This window comes from Haliscomenobacter sp., assembly GCF_041740695.1.
GTDB lineage: Bacteria > Bacteroidota > Bacteroidia > Chitinophagales > Saprospiraceae > Haliscomenobacter.
This window is the reverse complement of record NZ_JBGSLK010000116.1, coordinates 50,924-66,235: the sequence shown is the minus strand read 5'-3', so window position 1 is coordinate 66,235 and position 15,312 is coordinate 50,924. Positions and strand designations below refer to the sequence as shown.

Below are 15,312 nucleotides of genomic sequence, written 5' to 3'. Positions count from 1 at the left end.
TGCGGTACTACGTACCTTAAAATCTATCGTCATTTCTTGGGCTACAGACGTTTTGGCGGCTCTGCCGCTGGTCGTTATGCCTAAGATCACCCAATTTCTTGATAATCAACTCGCCTCAAGTCTATCCGGCTTTTTTTCCACCTGCTCCTCATAAAACGCCTTCACCATCCCGATGATGGCTTTGCCATAATTCTGCACCCGCTTTTGCCCAAAACCCTTGATTTGTTTAAAACCTTCCAAGGATTGCACCTTCAAGCGCACCATACTGACCAGATGCTGATTGGTGGCAATGATGAACACGGGCATCCCCTCTTTTTCGCCCTGCTTTTTGCGCCACTCGCGCAGGCGATTGTACAAGAGCTGCTGCGCATCATCCAAATCCCGCACTTTTTCCTCCCCCTTCACCAGGGTTTCGTACTGCACCGCTACTGACCAAAATGGCCGTCCCTCGTGTACGAAAAACTGCGACTGCACACTGTACACCTTTTTATTGAGGCAAAATTGCGTGACAATTTCATCGGAAAATCCCTCTGAAATTGGGTCAAATGGCAAGGTGAAAATTCTAAAATCCATATATGCAAATGCTATAGGTGTACAACGAAGTTTGAAAATGGATTATTGTAACATATATAGGCAATTTTTGCACCAGTATATATCCTGGTTTCAAACCAGGATATATAAACTAAAAGAGCTAGCGCACTGCGCTAGCTCTTTTAGAAAAAAACCACCTTGTAAAAAGGTAAAAAGGACAAAAGGCTACTGCTGCCTGGCAAGACGGAAACCTATATTATCGTTGCGGTTATCGGGATCGACGTCGTTGCGATACGCAACCCGCGCGCCGACCGCGTCGTCGTACCACGATCCGCCACGGAGAACACGGCCGGAGCCTTCTTTGGCTCCCTGGGGGTTCAGTTTTTGCTCAAGGTCATAACTGTCATACCAATCCCAACACCATTCCCAGACGTTGCCACTCAGGTCATAAAAGCCCCAGGGATTTTTCTTTTTTTGTTCCACGGGATGGGTGCGCAGCACGCCATTGATGAGCGAATTGTCATCGTACCAGCCCAATTCGTCTAGCTCATTGCCCCCACTGTAAATGGTCGACTGCCCAGCTTTGGCGGCGTATTCCCATTCGGCTTCGGTGGGTAGGCGAAAGCCATTTTTGTTTTCCAGTAAAGTGACCAACCAACCACCGCGGTCTTTTTGAGTTGTAGAATCAACAGCGTAGACTGGCTCTAATCCAAATCGAGGGCTCAGCCAATTGGCATACAAACAAGCGTCAAACCAATCGACAATAACCACTGGATTGTCTCCATCAATGCCCCAGTTAGGAGAATAATCACTCAGTTTGAGCCCATTGGCGGCACAATACAAGCTCCACTGCCAAAAGGTGGTTTCCGAGCGCGCCAGGGCAAAACTGCTGACTTGAACATGGTGGAGATCCTCTCCGTCACGGCATCTCTGATCGAGCATCGTATCACAACCCATTTGAAAACCACCTCCTTTTACCACAAGCATCACTGGATAATAGCGCTGCATCAAGGCCGTGTAGTGGGCATTGTCTACGCTTTGGAGGGCTTGGCGCAGGGCTGGGGCGGATTTACTTTGCGGCCCTTTTCCAGCTTGGCCTTTCAGACGGCGAATCTGCTCGATCAGGTCAACCGCCTCCGCGAGGTTTTGGCCTGATTCGACCTTTACAAATGCAATCTCTTGCAGTGCTTGGGCAACTTTGTCCTTGTTTTGTTCCAACTTTGCCGCAGCCAAAATAGAAGGTAAGGCTTCATCGTACTTCACGTGGTAAACGGCGTCTTTGGCTACCTGAAGCAAGGCGTCTACGGCTACTTTGGCATTTCCATTGGCTTGTTGCAAAGCCGTAGCCGCTTTTTGTTCTGCTTCGAGGGCTTGTCGCTCTTTGCGTAGGGCAATGGCGGCACTGGTATCCGCTTTGGTTTTTTCCAATTGTGCCAGGCTGCGCTGTTGCTGCGCCACCGCTGCACTATCCAGCGCCTCCGTTTTAGCCTGCTCCGCCTGGCTGCGCGATTGTTCGGCTAGTCCAGTCTGTCGCCAGGCCCACAGCGCCGCCACCAGCGCCACCCCCGTCAGCACAAAACCCGCCACCGCCAGCCATGTTGCCCTTTGCCTTTTACCCCGCTCTTCGGCCAGTTCCTGTTCCTTCGCCAGCTGTGCCTGTTCCGCTGCCTGGATGGCCTCCTGCGCCAGGCGCTCCTGCTTCGCCCTTAGCACGGGTGCCACCAGCCGGTCGTGCGCCAGCTCGTAGGTATAGCCGCCGCGCAGGAAGGGTTCGGCGCGCAGCAGGCGGCTGTTCACCAGACGCTCCAGCAGTTCGCTGTCCACACCGTACTGGTGGGTGATCTGGGCTTCGTGTAGGGAGAGGCGGATGTTTTCGCCCTCCAGCACCAGCCCTTCTTCGATCAGTTTGCGGGCGGCGGAGCGGCTGTGTGCATTGGGCAGTGAGCCCAGTTTATCGTGGTAGTAGTTTTCGATGATTTGCTCGAACTCGCCCAGGTGCCGGGCTTCGATCTGGGTGAGGCCCTGTTTTTCCACCAGTTTTTCTTCAAAATACTGGCAGAGCAATTGCAGCAGGATGGCCTCCACGCGGTTGTCGTCGTCGGGGTCTTGCAGGTAGCCCAGCAGGTTGCTCAGCGCCGGGGCAGCCCAGGTAAAGCTGGGGGTACAAAATTCCCCGGCTTTTTGGGCAGGCTCCACAATGGCGGCGCGGGCATCCTCGGGGCGCAGGGCGCGGAGCTCGTACAGGTGGCGCAGGATATTGGGCAGGGTATCGGCCAGTTGGTGCAGCAGGTGCATGCGGTCGGAGCGGATGGCGAACACGATGCGCGCTTCGAGTGGGGTTTCCAGAGCGTCTTCTTCTGCTTCACTCAGCTCTGGAGCAGCTCCAGCGTCCAGCAGGCGGCGGTAGCGCAGGGGGAGTTCGGTGTGCAGTAGTTCAGCCAGTTCCTGCCGAAAAGCCTGAATGGCCGTTTCGGGATAGGTGAAAAGTTCTTCAAACTGGTCGAAGAGCAGCAGGGGGCGGCCTGCGCCGTTCAGTTGGCGGTTTTTGGCGCAGCGCCAGAGAGAGTCTTCCTCGGGCAGCAGGGGTTGCAGGGTAGGCGAGGGGGCCTGGCCGGCGTTGAGGTAGGCTTTGGTGAGGTCGAGCGGGGTGTCGGTTTTGCCCTCCGTCCAGGCGCCGAATTTGATGACGACGGGTTCGTATTCGGCGGATTGCAGGCTATGGGGCACGATCCCGGCGTTGAGCAGGGAGCTTTTGCCGAGGCCACTTTTGCCGTAGAGGACTACCAGGGCTTCGCGGCGGATGAGGCGGTAGAGGTCGGCGATATCGAGGTCGCGGCCAAAGAAAACTTCGCTTTGGGCTGTTGTAAAGGGTTGTACGCCGGGGTAGCGGTAGGGGCGCCCGGAAGGAGTGGATGGGTATGGAGGGGTGTTGGTCATTGGTGTCTATTAGTTATACCTCGAAAAGTGTGTTTGTTGAATTTCATTTGGCTTGAAATGGGTTCGTTATCAGTGAATAATGCTTTTGCGTGAGGCCCTTTTGAGTTAAGAGTTAAGAGTACATGACTTACGAGTTTTGAAGTGGGCTGCCGCAGCGACCTGGACCAGGGCTGTGTCTAAGTCGCTGCGGTAGCCCACTTCAAAACTCGTAAGTCATGTATTCTTAACTCGTCACTCAAAAAAAATATACCCCAAAATCATAGAACGAAGCATCAATTGCCTAATAATCAATTCACCCTAATTCTCCTGCTTTATCAATCAACACAATCAATCGATCGGCAATCTGATTCTGCTCCACGTTGAAATCCCGCGAATCAATCGTGCCCCGCAACTCTCGCTGCCGCAGCAAATTGTACTGATTGCGCAGTACCACCAGATCATTGGCGAGGGCGTAACTGCGCGGCTTGCGGCGATCCAGCAAGGCTTTCAGGTGCAGGAATGCTTCCTGGGTATGCGCCTTAGCCACCAGTTCCTTCAGCGCATCAGCACTCAGCTCGGGTAGCCCGGCCAGTTTTGGATCGGGAGCGGGTACTTTTTTCAAGGTGCCTGCCTTGGCACAAGCCTGGTACAAATCCTGGATAAAAACTTCTGGATTGCTGGCAAAAAAATTGATCTTGAACTCCTCGGTGTACAACTTCTGCAACTTGGGGTTTTCAAATTCCTCCAGGGCCATCCGCTCTACGTCTTTCAGTTTTTCGGAATGCATGGAGAGGACCCGTAGCAGGAGTTGGAAGTACCATTTTTCGTAGGGCAAGCCCAGGAAAATGTAGCGTTCGGCCTTTTCCAGTTCCTCCTTCAGTTGGGGGTGCATACTTTTGGCCATAAAAACCGATTCGAGGTAGTCAAAAAAATCGCTGTGGGTCAAAACCAGACTTTCGGGCTCCTCGATATTGCCCAGGAGGTTGTAAATGAGTGGCTTGTTGCGGCTGGGTTTTTCAAAGTCCTTGGCGTGGGGGCGATTGCGGAAGTACAAATCGGGTTGGTAGGCCAGGCCCAGTTCATCAAAGGTGCGCGCCAGGATGTTGTCAGGCATCAGCGAAATGATGATGTTGAAGGGGATTTGGGCCAGTTCGGTAAAACGGGTGCTGGTTTCCGGGAAAGGCTGGTTGTAAAAACTTTTGATTTGTTCGATCACCTTGCGCTTGTGCCGCCGTTCGTTGCGGAAGAGGAAAAAGCCATCGTCGTTGTAGAGGTGGATGGCGGGGTGGTCGGGTTTGTTGACTTCCAGCCATTGCTCCAGGGCGCTCTGAATGCCTGGGGCTACGGGGGCCTGGTAGATGCCGCTGCCGAGGAAGATGACGCATTTTTCGGCTTCGAGGCTGTCGATGATGTCTTCCCAATCTTGTTCGACGCGGGGTGGAGAAAAGGTCTCAGGCATAGCTTACGGGGTTGAATCTGGTTTTATGCAGATTTCAAAAATATAAAAAGTCAGTGGATATATCAGAATGAGATGATTTAAAATATTAGTGAAAGGTTAGTGGGTCGCCTTCGGCGACGTGGAGCGATAATTTTTTACCCGCAAATCACACAAATTGAGGTACAAATCTTACTGCTAATCGCCAACCACACATTTAAGCAGCTTCGCTGCTTGTTTTTAACACGACGGCACAACGGGACGACGACACGACGATTAGCTACCGCTACAACCCAACGCCAGGCGTTGGGACACTCAGCGCCTAGCGCTGAGGACGTCGTGTCGTCGTTTCGTTGTGCCGTCGTGTTAAAAAAATTTGGCGAAGCCAAATCCAATTGTCCGTAGTATTTAGCCGCAATCGACACTCTGTAAAAATCTATTGCCTCAAAAATACTCGCATCTTGTTTTTCTCCCTATTTTTAAGCATCACCAACATCAGATTAAACAAACATGAAACAACTTGCCTACTGTGCACTGCTCGCTTTACTGGTGGCCTGTGCCCCCAAAAAACCTTCAATCGACTTCGACAAACTGGACGAACCCGCCAAACGCCTCGCCGCCAACGCCGTCTACGGCATGGAAGTAGCCGACGGCTGTGAAGTCACCCTCTTCGCCTCCGAACCGATGCTCATCAACCCCACCAACATGCATGTGGACGAACGGGGCCGTGTATGGGTTTGTGAAGCCCTCAACTACCGCAATACCCACAATCCCGAAAATCCCGAGCGCGTGGAAGGCGACCGCATCCTCATCCTCGAAGACACCGATGGCGATTCCAAAGCCGATAAAAGCACTGTGTTTTACCAGGGCACTGACGTCAACGCCGCGCTGGGCATCTGGGCGGTGGACAATCAAGCCATCATTTCCTGTAGCCCTTACGTATTCCTTTTAAGTGATACGAATGGTGATGACAAAGCCGACAAAAGAGATACCCTGTTCACGGGTTTGAGTGGAGAGCAATCCGACCACGCCGTACACGCCTTCGTACAAGGTCCGGATGGCAAAATGTATTTCAACTTCGGCAACAACGGTAAACAAATCATGGACCGCCACGGCAAACCCGTGATCGACCTGAGTGGCAACGCCGTCAATGCCAGTGGCGCACCTTACCGCCAGGGAATGGTCTTTCGCTGTGACCCCGATGGCAGCAACCTGGAAGTACTGGCGCACAATTTCCGCAACAACTACGAAGTAGCGCCCGATTCCTACGGCACCCTCTGGCAGTCCGACAACGACGACGACGGCAACCTGGGCGTACGCATCAACTACGTCATGGAATACGGCAACTATGGCTACACCGACCAAATGACTGGCGCCTCGTGGAGCGATCGCCGAATCAACCTGGAGTCCGAAATCCCCTTGCGCCACTGGCATTTGAATGACCCAGGCGTGGTGCCCAATTTGTTGCAAACGGGTTCAGGCTCCCCCTGCGGCATGGTGGTGTACGAAGGAGACATGTTGCCAGAGGCATTTCGCAATCAGCCACTCCACGCCGAAGCTGGGCACAACGTCGTGCGGGCTTACCCCGCTAAATCGAATGGTGCGGGCTACAGCGCCGAGATGCTCAATTTGGTCAAGAGTAAAGACCAGTGGTGCCGCCCTTCTGATGTGACGGTGGCTCCAGATGGATCGGTCTTTTTTGCTGACTGGTACGACCCTGCCGTAGGTGGGCACAAATTTGGTGACACGGGTCGCGGACGAATATTCCGAGTAAGCGCGGGCAAAAAAGGCCGCAAATACCAGCCGGCCAAAGCCATTGCTGGTTTTGAAACGGAAGACCAATTGTTGGAATCCCTGCAAAATCCCAACCTCGCCGTACAGGCCAAAGCCTCCAACGCCTTGCGCAGCAAAGGCACTAGTGCAGAAGCTGGTTTGCTCAAACTCTGGAATGGCACCAACTCCCGGGTACGCGCCCGCGCCTTGTGGATTTTGGGCAAAATGAAGGGCAAAGCCCAAACTTACGTGCAAGCAGCCTTGGACGACATTGACCCCGACATTCGCATCGTGGGTTTGCGTTTGGCCCGACAAGTACTGCCCAATCAAATTGCGCAACTGGCCAAAAGTGTATCCAATGACCCTTCCGCACAAGTTCGGCGTGAAGCAGCGGTATCCTTACGTTTTGCCAAAGGGGCAGCAGCAGACAAGGTTTGGGCGGATTTGGCCAGTCAATACGATGGGCTGGATCGTTGGTACCTGGAAGCATTGGGCATAGGTTCTGATCTACAAGCCGACAGCCGTTTTTTAGCTTGGAAAAAGAAAGCAGGTGCGAAATGGAATACAATGGCGGGCAAAAACCTGGTTTGGCGCAGCCGTTCAAAAGAGGCGCTACCCTTGTTGAAGGAGATGATCCAGGATCCGAAGATCAAAGCATTTGACCTGCGGCAGTACTTCCGGGCTTTGCATTTTCATGCCGATTCTGCTAAGAATGAGTTGATCGAGAGCCTGGTACAAGGCAAACACCCCATGCAAGATTCGATCAATATTTTGGCCTTGTTTTCTGTTGATCCCGCCTATTATCAACAATCGGCTGCACTAAAAACTTTGGCAGAGCAGGTATTGCCCAAACTGGAAGGCAGCGTGGAGTATCTGGATTTATTGGGTCGTTTGCAAATCAAAAACCAAAATGACAAGTTGTTGAAAATGGCCTTGGAGAACAAGGATGAAGCATTACGTGGCCAAGCCGCCAGCCTTTTGGTGGCCAATAAAGGTATGTCGCTGTTGTTGCAACAACTCAAAGGTGCCGATGAAGCAAAAGCTCAACAAATCCTGTATGCCCTCGCCCCAGTCAACGATCCCGCTTTGTTCAAACTGTATCAACAATACTTGAGCGAAAACAATCCACTTGCGGTGCGCCGGGCGGCATTGAATTGCCTGACTAGCAACTGGGACGGACAAATTTATCTATTGGGCTTGTTTGAAAAAAATCAGGTACCTGAGGTGTTGGCCATGCAAGGTTTGGTGTCCTTGGCAGGCGCCTGGAACACCGATGTACGCAAAAAATCGCGGGCTTTGTTGACCAAAAAACAAAAGGAAATGGGTAGTGATTTGCCCCCAGTAGCGGTGTTGGAAGGCCGGAGTGGTAAGGTGGCCTCGGGTAAGGCGGTCTTTTCGCAGCATTGCGCAACTTGCCACAAAGTGGGTGCAAGCGGTGTGAATTTTGGCCCCGCCTTGACCGAAATTGGCTCCAAACTGGACAAGGGTGCATTGTACAATGCCATCATTTACCCTTCTTCCGGGATCAATTACGGTTATGAAGGTTTTAATGTGGCTTTGAAAGACGGTTCAACAGTGCAGGGCATCGTGGAAAGCAAAACGGCGAGTGATTTGAAATTGCGCATCATGGGCGGTACTTCTCGGTCTTACCCTATTGCAGATGTTCAAAAAATGGAAGAAATGCCACAATCTCTGATGATGGAAGGCTTGTACCAAGGATTTAATGAACAGCAATTGGTGGACTTGGTGGAGTATTTGGCGACGCTGAAAGTGAAAAGTGAAAAGTGAAAAGTGAAAAGTTTAATAAGCGCCGCAGGCGCATCCTTTCTAAGGTGACCCCTAAGGTGAGCTAAGGTGTCTTAGGTGGTGAAAATAAAAAAAGCCCTGCGGAGCAGGGCATGTATTCACCACCTAAGACACCTTAGGGGTCACCTTAGAAAAGGATAATCCTAGAATATTGTAAAAAACAAGGGGGAAAAGCGACACAATCGCCATTCCCCCTTATTTTTTCGATTTTCGCTATTCGCTATATTAGTTATTGAAAAGATTACTGTAATCATTTCCATCCCCTTTCGCTTCTTTCTCTGGACGGGTTTTGAAGCTATCCAGATCCAGGGACTCGGCAGAAGAAGACTTGCCAGTACCTTCCATCAGCATCAGGGTGCTCTTTTTCTCCCAATCCTCCAACATGGCCATGCCTTGTTCTTCGAACATGCCATTTTGCAGGTCGATGGAATCCATCAATTTAGAAGACATGTCCATGAAGTTTTCCATCTCACCTACCTTGTTGGCAACATCTTCGGTGATGGCATCCATGGCAGCATCAAACATTGCGCGCTTATCGGGATCACCGCTAATGACGCTCATTGCCGAACGCATGGCAGAGTGTGAAGTACGGATGGCTTTGCGTTCAATTTCTTTCACCTTCACCTGATCCTTGGTGTCTTCCAACAGGACTTCGGAGTTGCTGTGCATCTTGGATAAGATGCGGTACAGGATCTCCATTTTTTGGTGTAAGGCGGCGTATTTTTCGTTGCTTTCGCGCAAACGAGCAGCTTTACGGGAAGCCAATAACATCTGCTGGTCTTTGTCCTGGTCGCGGGCGACGGCAGCAAGACGCATGTTGGAATCAATCTCTTTGTTGTTATCCTCGATCAAGGTGGTCATTTGACGCATTTGACCACGCAACACACCAATTTGTTTGCGCATTTTACCCAGGTTGTCCTCCAGGTCTTCAATGTAGTTCTTGAGGATACCGATGGGGTCAATGGTCACAAACATACCGGTCACCCAGCGCATCACACTTTTGTACATGTACCAAACGAGGGTGCGCATTTTGGGATCGAGCACCATATAAAGTATGGCTACCAATGCAACAATCATCAGTGCCAAAGTAAGTGTATTGGCAGCCAATCCGATGAGGAAAGTAATATTGCTTGCAATAAGGTAACCTACTCCTGCCAAAATAGCCAGTCCAAAAAGAGCACCAGTAGTGCCTTCTGGACGAGACCAGAATGATTTTGTTTTAAATTCGGGATTTTCTAACGCCATAATAAGGTATGTTTTGGTGGCACTCAATTCTGAGTACGCTCAAAATTACAAATATTGTTGAATGTTCAGAATATCGCGGTCAATTTCGTTCATCAAGGCACGCAGCGTAGTATCGAAACCATTTTGGGTGTTTTCGATTTTGGCCAACTCGGCTTCGATCAAATCACCGGATTGATCCACGGTAGACTGATCTGTAGCAACTTTGGCTTCTAATTCTTTGATCTTAGCTTGATAGGCTTCAATTTGCTTGCGCAATTTTTCGACCTCCATTTGCTTCGTTCGCACCTTTTGTTCCACCTGTTTTTGCACCGCAGCATCAAAGTCAGATTTTTCCTTGGTTAGGATTTTTTTGTAATGTGCTGCGGTATCCAACAACTTCTCCTTGGTCAAACCCACCGTTATTGCGGTAGCATAAGCTGACTTAAACATGGTTGGTTCATCCATCCCCAAATTAACCAGGTTACCAATGGATTGTTTGAACTCAATGTAGTCGAAACCAGGAAGATTGTTCTTCTCTAAGGCTTGGGTTAAAAAATTGACGCTTTTTTCGTCCAGCCCGTGGTGAACGCCAAAAAGCGCTTTTAAACTTTTCTGCATGTGTCTTGACATTTCTGTTGGCGCAAATTAATAGTTTTTGCGCATAAAAAAGCTTGAAATTTCGATTTCCCTGGATATAACTTGGATGAAAGTTGAGAAAGTTGAGAAAGTTGAGGAAGTTGAGGCTACCGCGAACGACTTGAACAAGGTCGCATCCAAGTCACTGCGGTAGCCTCAACTTTCTCAACTCCTCAACACCTTTTACTTTTTCTTCAACTTCATCGCCACCGGATCCCAATTGATCACCTTTTGCGCAAAATAACTCTCGTTACACGCCAGCGCAGGCCCGGCAGCCCGGAAGCCAACAATCGGATCTTCAATCGTTCCTTGGCTGCCTTTGCGGATGTTTTCGAAGAAATTGCCGAAATGTAAGGCGTGGCCATCTTCACCCTTGGGTGCTTCAAACTTGATTTCTTTGACCGGCTCGGCCTTGCGGCTATCTTCTGGGTACTTGGCATCGTACTGTTTCACAAAATCCTTTTGGGTTCCCTCCGGGAAAGTGAAATAGCTGTCATAACCACCATAACCTGGTGCCTGGGCCAGCTTCTTTTTGGTCAACGTGATTCGACCATTGCCAAACAGAATTTCCCCTTCGTCACCGATGATGCGCGTGCTGTTGTTGATGGAGCCCGCGTTGGCAAAATTGACGCGGTACACGGCCTGGAAGGCACCATGTTGGGCGGTTTGGGGGTAATCCATCACGGAAACCAGTACATCGGGCACATCCCGGCCATCTTTCCAGTGGTACAAACCGCCAGAAGAATAAATCCGGGTTGGGCCAACCGAATTGGTGATGTAATGGGTGCTGGTTAGGAGGTGTACAAACAAATCACCAGCTACCCCGGTTCCGTAATCGCGGTAATTCCGCCAACGGAAAAAGCGAGTGGCATCAAAAGGACGTTTTGGTGCATTGCCCAGGAAGGTATCCCAATCCACGGTTTCGGTGGATGCATCGGGTGGGATGGAGTAATTCCAGGCACCAATGGCGTTGAAGCGGTCGCTGTTGGATTCCATATAGTTGATGGCACCAATTTCACCGGCAGCAATCATCCGGCGTGCTTCGGCGGCGTCGGACCCACTGATGCGCTGGCTGCCAACCTGCATGGTTTTGCCCGATTTTTTCCAGGCATCGATCACGCCGAGTCCTTCCGAAATCTGTTTGACCATCGGTTTTTCGCAGTACACGTGTTTGCCTGCGGCCAGAGCGTCGATGGCAATTTTGGCGTGCCAATGGTCGGAGGTCACAATCAAGACTGCATCAACATCAGGGCGTTGTAAAATCTCGCGGTAATCGCGGGTGGTGAAAAGCTGTTGCCCAAAGTCGGCTTTGGCGCGTTCCAGGCGACCTTTGTACAGGTCAGCCACTGCGACCAATTCTACATCTGGATTTTTTAAGGCCGAACGGGTGTCATAATGCCCCTGGATGCCCATGCCGATGGTGGCGATCCGAATTTTGTCGGCGGGGCTAACCGTCATGTCTTTGATCAGGTGGAAAGGTTGGATCGCAGCAACGGGCGCCACGGCAGCCATTTGCTGGATAAACCTCCGACGTGCTATTTTTTTCATCGCTTGTCTTTTTGTAGGTAGGAAAACTAAACAAGCTCTAAGATGAAAAAAACTGCGGATTATTTTCAAAAATGGATTTAAACAAATGGATAAAATCGCTCAATGACCTGATTCTCCATCTGAATGTTTGAGGGGTAGCGCGATTCCGATGCCCAACAAAGGGCCTTGGTTGTAGGCAGTTTTTTCTTCGGGCAATAAATCCGTCAATCCGAGGTAATAGCGGAAATCGATTTGGATTTTGACCCCATTGCGGCCAATGCTTTCGATGCCGATGCCTTGGTAAGTCCCCAATTCCCAACGGCGAATGCCCAATTGTTTCCAGGGAATCACCGCCTGATGAGCATCGCCATTTTCAAAAGCGACCAAGGCTTCTGCTTCCACGCCGCGTGATAAAGATGGGCCAAATAAGGCGAAAATGCGCAATTGTTCAAACTTGAAACCGAATTTCAGCAAGGCACTGGCTTCTATCGCACCTATTAAAGGCTGGAAATAATAGCTGCCATCAGGAAGTGGTTTGCGAATGGTGACGTTTTCGCGCCGAACGTAGCCAAATTCAAGTTGTTTTGCCAAAAATTTTCGCTCCCAGGAGCATTGAATCACCCCGCGAACTTGTAAATTACTCGGCCACCCGGAACCATTGAATCCTATATAGGGTTGACTTTGAGCGAGCAGGGTAGGAGCGGAGCCTGCAAAAAGAAATAGGGTCGTCATTGCGGCACATAAACGGTTCATGGGATATGATTGTGGGTGTATAGGATTACAACGCAATAGAAGAAAGCTTATTTTGCATTTTAAGCTTGAGACTATTGTGTCGTAACCCTATATACCCCTCAATTCACCCGATTACTCTCCTCTTCCAAGCCCGTGCTCCGCTTTCTGGCTGCTTTAATTTGTTGACTGCCAAAATTGTAATTCAAATTGAGTCGGAATTGTTGGCTTTCCCAGCCTCCGCCAGCGTCGATGGTCAAGCCGCTGAAACGGCTAATGGCCCGCCACTGCATGCTGTTGAACACATCGCTAAAAGTGAGTTTAAGCGTAGCTTTTTCTTTGAACAAACGTTTTTGTAGCCCTAGATCCATGCCCCAAAAGCGCCGATTGGCATAAGTGCCCTTCCAAATGGAAGGAGAATTGTAGAACCCCGACGTTTCAATGCGCCAACCTTTGGGCAAACTGAAGGTCTGCTGGGCGTAGAGGCTAAGGACAGTCGCTTTCAGGTTGAGGAAACGACCTTCGCCAAAATTGGCCTCATACACGCTGCGGTAGGCATTCACATTGGCGTAGATACTCCACCATTTGGCCACATTAAAAGGATAACTAACGTTGAGGCTGATCACGTTTTCGGTAGCCAGGTTGCTGGTCATGATGAAACTGCGGTTGCCTTCGGTGGTGTCGCTCAGTTCACCAAAAAAATCAGTGGTGCGGCTGAAGCGCAAAGAAGTGGTCAGGGTGTATTTGTAGGTGTGGGACAGTTCCAGATTGTTGGTGTATTGGGGGCGCAAAAAAGGGTTGCCTTTGCTGTAGGTCAGTTCATCCAAGGGGGACACGAAAGGATTGAGGGATTGGTAGCCGGGGCGATCGATCCGGCGACTGTAGTTGAGCGCCACACTATTGTTGTCATTCACTGTATGGGTCAAACCAGCGCTGGGGAACAAATTGGTATACTGGCGTTTGACCAAATCGTCTTCATTTTGCTGTACACTGTTCAGTTCTCCTCTGGAGTTGGTGTTTTCCAGGCGCAGGCCCGCATTGAGGCTCCATTTTGACCATTGCTGTTGATAACTTGCGTATGCAGCATTGATGTTTTCCGCATAGTCAAAAAGGTTACTGCGCTGGGTATTTAAAAGCTCACTTCCATCCACCACGTCGTAAAAATTGAAGGTGTTGTCGGTATTCACCAGGGAGGCTTTGATGCCCAGGCCCAGTTTGCCTTTACCGAGTTTTTGGATGTAATCTGCTTTGAAGGTGTAGATGTAAATTTCCGCCGGGGTGATCATTTGAAAAGTGCGCGAGGAAAGGATGGATTTTTCAGCTGCATCGTAATAAGTATTGGGTTGTAGGCTGCTGTTGTCGCGGCTGAAGCGACCAAAGTCGGCATCCAGGTTCAATTCGTAGCCCGAGGTATCGGCAAAACGGTAATTGAGGTTGCTGTTGAAGTTGTTGCGCACGCTGGCCGAAGAGTTGTTGGCTACCAGTACACTTTGTGGCGTAATGGTATTGAGTGCAAGGATGGGCGTGCGGCTGAGGCTCAGGTTGTCGCTGTCGTTCAGGTTGCCATTCAGCACAAAACCTAAAGTATGTTTGGGGTTCAAAAACCAATCGGCGCCTACTTTGAAGTTGTTGTTGTCGCTTTGGCTGCGGCCCACGGTGCGTTGTTCATAGCGAAACCCGCTTTGCTCGCGGAACATATTGATGAAGCTTTGTTCCAGGGCCCAGCGGCCAGCGTAATTGCCAAACCAGTTGCTGCTTTTGTTGCGGTGATTGAGGCTTAGCCCGCTGTTCCATTTGCCGAAAATCCCCTGGGCGTAGCCCATGTTGATGCTGCCATTGGTGCCCAGGCGTTTGTCTTTTTTCAGGCGAATGTTGATGATGCCTGCATTGCCCGCTGCGTCAAAACGGGCCGAAGGTTGCGAAATGATTTCGATGGCCTCTACTTCGTTGGATTGCATGGTTTTGAGCACCGCGTTGAGATCGCTGCCTTGCAATTGCGATTGGCGCCCATCAATGTAAATGATCACCCCGGATTTGCCTTTGAGGATGATGTTGTCGTCTTTGTCTACCATGACGCCGGGTGATTTTTGGAGCAGCTCCAACACATTATTGCCGGTGGCATTGATGGTGCCTTCTACATTGAAAACCGTTTTATCTGCTTTTACTTCAATCAGCGCTTTGCGGGCACTTACCGTGACGGTTTTTAGCTCGGTATTGCTTTCGGCGAGGGCAATGTCGGGAACTGTGGTGTTTTTATCCGTTTCTACCTTAAATTGGGGCGACTCGAAGGAGGAAAAACCAACCATGGAAACCGTGAGAAAGTATTCAGAGGGTGCAACATTCTGAAAGGTATAAGCACCATTTTCATTGCTGTACTCGACCTTGACGAGGCTGGAATCCTGGCTTTTTTTCAATTGAATACTCGCATAAGGGAGTGTTTCATTGCGGGTATTGACAACCCGGCCCATTATCGAACTTTGAGCGGCAAGGAATGTTGTGCTGAGGAAACATAAGGCGATCCAAAAAGGGTACTTCATCATCTTCGGCTGATTTTGAGTGATTCAATTCCTCAAAACTAGGCCCAGGAGGGGTGGATAAAAAGGCAAAAAAGACCAATGCACAAATGCGGCGTTGAGTGAAAGTAGATTTCCATTCATCGGGTTATATGTTCATTCATCGGAAAATTGTGAACCTTTTTGCCCGGAAACATTTATCATTGAAGAAAAATCAAAGGC

At 50.3% G+C, this 15,312-nt stretch carries 9 protein-coding genes; 1 reads left to right on the top strand and 8 read right to left on the bottom strand.

Annotation, left to right across the window (positions count from 1 at the left end):
• Nucleotides 1–105: 105 nt before the first annotated feature.
• The 3 genes from ACEW9O_RS24125 to ACEW9O_RS24115 all read right to left on the bottom strand — a co-directional run bounded on the left by ACEW9O_RS24125 (nucleotide 106) and on the right by ACEW9O_RS24115 (nucleotide 4,906).
• Nucleotides 106–573 carry an HRDC domain-containing protein gene (locus ACEW9O_RS24125; protein WP_373552784.1) on the bottom strand — a complete coding sequence of 156 codons (468 nt, stop codon included), beginning with the start codon at nucleotides 571–573 and terminating at the stop codon, nucleotides 106–108.
• A gap of 183 nt (nucleotides 574–756) precedes the next feature.
• A complete protein-coding gene (locus ACEW9O_RS24120; RefSeq protein ID WP_373552783.1) occupies nucleotides 757–3,468 on the bottom strand; it encodes an SUMF1/EgtB/PvdO family nonheme iron enzyme in 2,712 nt (903 codons plus the stop codon).
• Nucleotides 3,469–3,760: 292 nt separating this feature from the next.
• The gene (locus ACEW9O_RS24115; RefSeq protein WP_373552782.1) at nucleotides 3,761–4,906 is read right to left on the bottom strand and encodes an SIR2 family protein; all 1,146 of its coding nucleotides are present in this window, start codon (nucleotides 4,904–4,906) and stop codon (nucleotides 3,761–3,763) included.
• A gap of 486 nt (nucleotides 4,907–5,392) precedes the next feature.
• On the opposite strand from ACEW9O_RS24115, the gene ACEW9O_RS24110 reads away from it, so the two are divergent.
• The gene (locus ACEW9O_RS24110) at nucleotides 5,393–8,443 is read left to right on the top strand and encodes a PVC-type heme-binding CxxCH protein (protein WP_373552781.1); all 3,051 of its coding nucleotides are present in this window, start codon (nucleotides 5,393–5,395) and stop codon (nucleotides 8,441–8,443) included.
• A gap of 243 nt (nucleotides 8,444–8,686) precedes the next feature.
• Here ACEW9O_RS24110 and ACEW9O_RS24105 read toward each other — a convergent pair whose 3' ends face one another.
• The 5 genes from ACEW9O_RS24105 to ACEW9O_RS24085 form a co-directional block, all read right to left on the bottom strand.
• Nucleotides 8,687–9,706 carry a PspA/IM30 family protein gene (locus ACEW9O_RS24105; RefSeq protein WP_373552780.1) on the bottom strand — a complete coding sequence of 340 codons (1,020 nt, stop codon included), beginning with the start codon at nucleotides 9,704–9,706 and terminating at the stop codon, nucleotides 8,687–8,689.
• A gap of 45 nt (nucleotides 9,707–9,751) precedes the next feature.
• Nucleotides 9,752–10,303 (bottom strand): hypothetical protein, encoded by a 552-nt coding sequence (locus tag ACEW9O_RS24100; protein ID WP_373552779.1) that lies wholly within the window; start codon nucleotides 10,301–10,303, stop codon nucleotides 9,752–9,754.
• 201 nt (nucleotides 10,304–10,504) lie between these two features.
• Nucleotides 10,505–11,869, bottom strand: coding sequence for a Gfo/Idh/MocA family protein (locus ACEW9O_RS24095; RefSeq protein ID WP_373552778.1), 1,365 nt, complete (start codon nucleotides 11,867–11,869; stop codon nucleotides 10,505–10,507).
• Nucleotides 11,870–11,968: 99 nt separating this feature from the next.
• Nucleotides 11,969–12,601: a hypothetical protein gene (locus ACEW9O_RS24090; RefSeq protein ID WP_373552777.1), complete on the bottom strand. Its 633-nt coding sequence runs from the start codon at nucleotides 12,599–12,601 to the stop codon at nucleotides 11,969–11,971.
• A 98-nt stretch (nucleotides 12,602–12,699) separates the two neighbouring features.
• Nucleotides 12,700–15,117: an outer membrane beta-barrel protein gene (locus ACEW9O_RS24085; protein ID WP_373552776.1), complete on the bottom strand. Its 2,418-nt coding sequence runs from the start codon at nucleotides 15,115–15,117 to the stop codon at nucleotides 12,700–12,702.
• Between the last annotated feature and the right edge of the window lie 195 nt (nucleotides 15,118–15,312).

What these genes read in the sequence shown, in the direction of transcription:
- ACEW9O_RS24115 (WP_373552782.1), bottom strand. Translation starts at nt 4,906, where the DNA reads ATGCCTGAGACCTTTTCTCCACCCCGCGTCGAACAAGATTGGGAAGAC.
- ACEW9O_RS24090 (WP_373552777.1), bottom strand. Translation starts at nt 12,601, where the DNA reads ATGAACCGTTTATGTGCCGCAATGACGACCCTATTTCTTTTTGCAGGC.
- ACEW9O_RS24095 (WP_373552778.1), bottom strand. Translation starts at nt 11,869, where the DNA reads ATGAAAAAAATAGCACGTCGGAGGTTTATCCAGCAAATGGCTGCCGTG.
- ACEW9O_RS24125 (WP_373552784.1), bottom strand. Translation starts at nt 573, where the DNA reads ATGGATTTTAGAATTTTCACCTTGCCATTTGACCCAATTTCAGAGGGA.
- ACEW9O_RS24085 (WP_373552776.1), bottom strand. Translation starts at nt 15,117, where the DNA reads ATGATGAAGTACCCTTTTTGGATCGCCTTATGTTTCCTCAGCACAACA.
- ACEW9O_RS24120 (WP_373552783.1), bottom strand. Translation starts at nt 3,468, where the DNA reads ATGACCAACACCCCTCCATACCCATCCACTCCTTCCGGGCGCCCCTAC.
- ACEW9O_RS24105 (WP_373552780.1), bottom strand. Translation starts at nt 9,706, where the DNA reads ATGGCGTTAGAAAATCCCGAATTTAAAACAAAATCATTCTGGTCTCGT.
- ACEW9O_RS24100 (WP_373552779.1), bottom strand. Translation starts at nt 10,303, where the DNA reads ATGCAGAAAAGTTTAAAAGCGCTTTTTGGCGTTCACCACGGGCTGGAC.
- ACEW9O_RS24110 (WP_373552781.1), top strand. Translation starts at nt 5,393, where the DNA reads ATGAAACAACTTGCCTACTGTGCACTGCTCGCTTTACTGGTGGCCTGT.